This is a genomic window from Burkholderia sp. KCJ3K979 (assembly GCF_016759955.1).
Taxonomy (GTDB): Bacteria; Pseudomonadota; Gammaproteobacteria; order Burkholderiales; family Burkholderiaceae; genus Burkholderia; species Burkholderia orbicola.
In genome coordinates this window covers 1-5,152 of record NZ_JACFYV010000325.1, presented here as the reverse complement: position 1 = coordinate 5,152, position 5,152 = coordinate 1, and the positions used below count along the sequence as shown (strand labels likewise).

General features: G+C 66.2%; 4 protein-coding genes. All 4 read left to right on the top strand.

The window, feature by feature from the left end; all coding sequences use genetic code 11:
* The first annotated feature begins 280 nt into the window (after window positions 1-280).
* Window positions 281-466, top strand: coding sequence for a hypothetical protein (locus H3O04_RS33745; RefSeq protein WP_006479215.1), 186 nt, complete (start codon window positions 281-283; stop codon window positions 464-466).
* A gap of 142 nt (window positions 467-608) precedes the next feature.
* Window positions 609-2,729, top strand: a complete 2,121-nt coding sequence (locus tag H3O04_RS33740) for a peptidase domain-containing ABC transporter (RefSeq protein ID WP_202589341.1) — start codon at window positions 609-611, stop codon at window positions 2,727-2,729.
* Complete coding sequence (locus H3O04_RS33735) at window positions 2,726-3,730, top strand: hypothetical protein (RefSeq protein ID WP_006479213.1); 1,005 nt, start codon at window positions 2,726-2,728, stop codon at window positions 3,728-3,730. Before H3O04_RS33740 ends, H3O04_RS33735 begins: the two co-directional genes overlap by 4 nt.
* Before the next feature lie 12 nt (window positions 3,731-3,742).
* Window positions 3,743-5,038 (top strand): HlyD family secretion protein, encoded by a 1,296-nt coding sequence (locus tag H3O04_RS33730; protein WP_006479212.1) that lies wholly within the window; start codon window positions 3,743-3,745, stop codon window positions 5,036-5,038.
* The last annotated feature ends 114 nt before the right edge of the window (window positions 5,039-5,152 follow it).

The following is a 5,152-nucleotide window of genomic DNA, read 5'->3' as shown; positions in this document are numbered from 1 at the left end:
CGAGCCTCGGCAATTACCTGCAGAACCCGAAGACGTTCAATAACACCGGCAAGTAACCGCCGTGCGCGGGGAGGCGCCCCCCGCGTCAGATGCTGCGAAACAGAAGGAAAAGAATCGATCGCCGCAGTGCAAATAAAGTGACTTCGAAATGCATTATTTCGAAATCGGGCGATTATCAGGAGACTGGAGTGCCGGATTATCACGTAATAAAGTGAACGGCCATCGGGCTTGCAATTGGCTGACGGCTGTTGGCATTCCGACAATATAAAGGCCACCACAAATGCGAGACATCACGGAAGAACAGGCCCGCCAGATTCGCGGCGGCGCGTCGCTTTACTCCAATTCGGCCGCCTATACGGTCGATCTCGTCAACCAGTCGATCGGGACCACGCTGCAGGGCCTGATGACCCAGTACCAGGCCCACGCCGTCGAACAGTTCCGGATGTCGCTCGGCTCGTCGCGCTGAGCGGCCCGCCGAGCGGCCGGCAACACCGATCTTCCGTCGCAGCCGGTAGCGCCGGCTGCGCCCATGCGTATCGCGCACGACCCGCCACGGGCCCGCACCGGCTGGCCCGGGCGGCGCGTCGTCGCGCCCCGGGTGCCCGACCATGCTCTTCAATACGCGTAAAGTCCGTCCGGTCCTGCAGGACGAAGTGACGGAGTGCGGCCTGGCCTGCCTCGCGATGATCGCGTCGTGGCACGGGCGCGAAACGACGTTGCGCACGCTGCGCAACCGCTATCCGGTGCGGATCGACTCCGGCCTGTCATTCTTCGACCTGATGGAGATCTCGAACGATCTCGGCCTGCGCGCACGCGGGCTGCAGTTCGATGCGGGCGAGCTCGACGCGCTCAAGACGCCGTGCATCCTGCACTGGGGGATGAACCACTATGTCGTGCTGACGAAGGTCGGCTACGGCAGCGTGCACATCGTCGACCCCGCGCTCGGCGAGACGAGGCTGCCGCTCGCGCAGGCGCTCACGCACATCACCGGCTATGCGCTCGAACTGAATCCGGACATCGGTTTCGCGCGGGAGGGGCAGGCCGACCGCATCCGGCTGCGCGACTACCTCGAAGGGCTGACCGGCATCCGCAAGAGCCTCGCGATCGGCATCGCGGGCGGCGTCGCCGCGCAGCTCCTGCTGCTGCTCGGCCCGTCTTACGTGCAACTGACGATCGACGAGGCGCTGAAGAAAACCGACGTCGACATCCTGTACCTGCTGACGATCCTGTTCGCGATCGTGTTCCTGTTCGACACGCTCTACGCGAATCTCGTCGGCAACATCAAGAGCTACCTGCGCAACATCGTGTCGCAGCAGTTGTCGGCGAACATGGTCGGCCATCTCGCGCGGCTGCCGATCGGTTATTTCCTGTTTCACAACACCGGCGATTCGATCTCGCGCGTGTCGTCGGTGTCGGAGGTCGGGCGGTTTCTCGTCGACGGGCTGGTCGGCGGGCTGCTGAACCTCGTCACCTGCACGCTGACGCTCATGCTGATGCTGTATTACAGCCCCGTACTGGCCGGTATCAGCCTCGCGGGGATGGTGCTGTTCGCGTTGAGCCGGCTCGCGATCCAGCCGCAACTGCAGGACGCGATGTCGCAGATCCTCACGCGCGGCGCCGAGGCCGATGCGCTGCTGATCGAGAACATCCGGTCCGCGCATTCGATCAAGCTGCTGTCGGCCGAGACCGCGCGCAGCAGCCTGTGGGTCAACGCGTTCACGCAGAAACTGCAGGCGATGCGCCAGCAGGAGCGGCTGCAACTGCTGTTCGACGCGATCTCGAAGGGGATCGTGCACGTCGAGCAGCTCGTGATCGTCACGTATGGCGCGTGGCTCGTGATGCACGGCCAGAGCACGATCGGCGTGATCTACGCGTTCATCCAGTACAAGAACCTGTTCGCGGACAAGTTCATCGATTCGATCCAGCTCTACGTGCGGCGCAAGGTGCTGCAGGTGCACATGGATCGCGTCGCGGACGTGCTGCAGACCGAGACCGAGGAGCCGGCGCCGGACGCGGTCGTGCGGCCGGTCGACGGGTTCGACGGCGCGCTGTCGATCCGCGCGCTGTCGTACACGCCGAAGGGCGGCCATCGGCCGATCCTGAGCCATGTCGCGCTCGACGTGCCAGCCGGCAGCAAGATCGCGATCGTCGGCCGCACCGGCAGCGGCAAGACGACGCTGCTGAACCTGATCTGCGGGCTCGTGCGGCCCGAGCCCGGCACGCTGTTCGTCGGCGGCGTCGATCTCGCGGAAGTGAACCTGCGGCAATACCGCAAGCATCTCGCGGCCGTCACGCAGTCCGACCAGCTGTTTCGCGGGACGATCCGCGACAACATCACGAACTTCGCGCCCGCGCCGCGGATCGGCGCGATGTTCGACGCGGCGAAGCTCGCGTGCATCCACGACGAGATCGAGCGGCTCGACCATCGCTACGACACGCCGCTCGGCGATACGCAGAAATTCCTGTCGGCCGGCCAGATGCAGAGATTGCTGATCGCGCGGGCGCTGTATTGCGAGCCGCGCCTGCTGATCCTCGATGAATTTTCGTCGAACCTCGACCAGGCGACCACGCACGAGATCTGCCGCAACGTGCTGACGCTGCCGTGCACGATCGTGCTCGTCACGCACGATGCGTCGATCCTGTCGATGGTCGACCGGATCTACCGAATGGATGACGGCGTGCTGACCGATGCGACCGAGGCCTGGCGCACGCATGAGGAGGCGCGGTGATGCTCGGGCGGCTCTTCCTGCTCAATCCGTTCTCGTACGCGTTCCTGCTACGCCGCGCGGTGCGGGCGATCGCGCTGCGCACGTCGCCCGCGCGTGGGCTCTGGCTGATGCGCTGGTGCTCGGGCGCGTGCCTGCGCTGCTTTCCGTGCATCCGCGAGTCGATCGAGCGCGCGGTCGCTTACATGTTGAGCGCGCACCTGAACGACGATCCGCGGCGCGTGCGGGAAGTGTCGGCCGCGATCGTGCGCGAGCTGTTCGAGGCCGAATTCGCGGGGCTCAAGCTGCGCACGCACAGCCTCGCATCGATGAAGACGATGATCGACGGGATGGCGTGCGAAGGCGACGACCAGTTGCGCGCGGCACTCGCACGCGGCGGCCCGCTGATGCTCGCGGGGCTGCACTTCGGCAACCTGATGCTGTTCGTCACGAAGCTGCGCTTCATGATTCCCGACGACCGCAAGCTGATGGTGATCCTGCACCGCGATGCGCCGGGCGCGTTCTTCGACGATGCGCTGCGGCTCGTCGCCGAGTACGGTGCCGGCGAAGTCGAATTCATCGACATCGAGGAGCGCGTGCACCTGCGGCGGCTGATCACGAGCCTGCGGCGCGAGGCGCCCGTGTTCCTGCTGTTCTCCGACCTGCACGGCAAGTTCGGCAAGACCAATCGCTGCCGGCTCGGCGGGCGCTGGGTGCGGATGGCCGGCGGCGGCGTGAAGCTCGCGGTCGAACAGGGCATTCCGCTGCTCGTCGCGTATGCGACCGGCGTGCCGTTTCGCGATCGCTGCGCGGTGCATTTCACCGAACTGGCGGCCAGCCCGCTTGCACCGATGCTCGGTACCGACGACGACGCGTCGCCCGTGCGCGCGACGCACCAGCGCATCGTCGACCGTCTCGAGCAGGCGCTCGTGCGCCAGCCCGAGCAGTGGCATTTCTGGGAACACTTCACGCCTTACCTGATGCCGACGCCGCTGCTCGATGCGGCCGCGCGGCGTCGCTCCTGACGAGCCCGCCCCATGCCGACCTGGAATTCCGCCTTCCGAGAACAGAAGCCGTCGCGCAAGCTCGCGCGCGGCACGACCTTCGGCACCGTGATTCACGGCGTCGTCGACGTGCCGGTGTCGATGCGGTTCTTCTGCTACCTGTCGCTGGCGATGTTCGCGATGTTCGTGACCGCGCTCGTCGAGCTGAGCTACGCGAACACCGAGAGCGTGTCGGGGATGCTGACGCCGCGCTCGGGGCTGATCGGCGTCGGTGCGCCGCCGGGCTGGGCGGTGCGCGACATCTACGTCGGCAAGGACCAGCACGTGAAGGCCGGCCAGCGCCTGCTCGCGGTGACGCGCGACACGAGCTTCGTCAGCCAGGCGAACAACGTGCAGGGAATGCGCGCGGCGCTCGACCGGCAGCGCGTCGAGGTGACGCAGCAGATCGATGCGGCGCGGCTCGAATACCGGTCGTCGGTGCAGCAGATCAATCAGCAGATCGCCGCGCAGGGCGAGAGCCGCGGGCTGATCGACCGGCAGATCCAGGACCAGAAGCGCATCGTCGACGAGTATGGCGAACGGCGCGCGCGCGTGAAGCAGTTGCTCGACGAACAGGTCGTGACGCTCGAACAGTACAACCAGGTCAACACGCAATACCTGCAGGCCGGGCAGGCGTACCAGGACCTGCTGCTGCGCCGCGCCGAACTCGCGAAGAACGCGATGAAGCTGCGCGGCGATCTCGACACGATGCAGAGCAAGTACGACGGCGCGAACGCGGAACTGAAGATCAAGCAGGAGGAGCTGAACGCGAAGGAATACAACATCGACGAGAACGTGAACCAGGTGCTGTACGCGCCGGCCGACGGGCAGATCGTGCGGCTCGACGTCGTGCAGGGCGGCGTGATCGATCCGCCCGGCACGCGTGTCGTCGAGATCCTGCCCGCGAAGGCGGACGGACTGATCGCCGAGGTCTACATTCCGTCGTCGAAGGCCGGCTTCGTGAAGAAGGGGCAGGAGGTGAAGGTTGCGTACGCAAGCTATCCGGTGGAGAAATTCGGCACCTATCGCGGCAAGGTGCTGTCGATCTCGCCCGTCGCGTTCTCGGCGAAGGAACTGAACCTGCCCGGCGATGCGGCCGCGCCGCAGACCTACTTCAAGACCTGGGTCGAACTCGCCGACCGCACGCCGTCGTTCGACGGGCGGCCGTTGTCGCTGCGGGCCGGGATGATGCTGAAGGCGGACATCGTGCTGGAGCGGCGCAGCCTGCTCGAATGGCTGTTCGAGCCGTTGTACCGGATTCGCCAGCGCCTGTTCGGCGTGCCGGCCTGAGCCGATGGGCAATCGCGACACTCGCCGTCCCCGCGCGCGGCCGGGCACCGTGCGTCCGCTGTCGCGCTGGCTCGGCGCGACGCTGTTCGCATGCGCGGCCGCCGCGCACGCCGC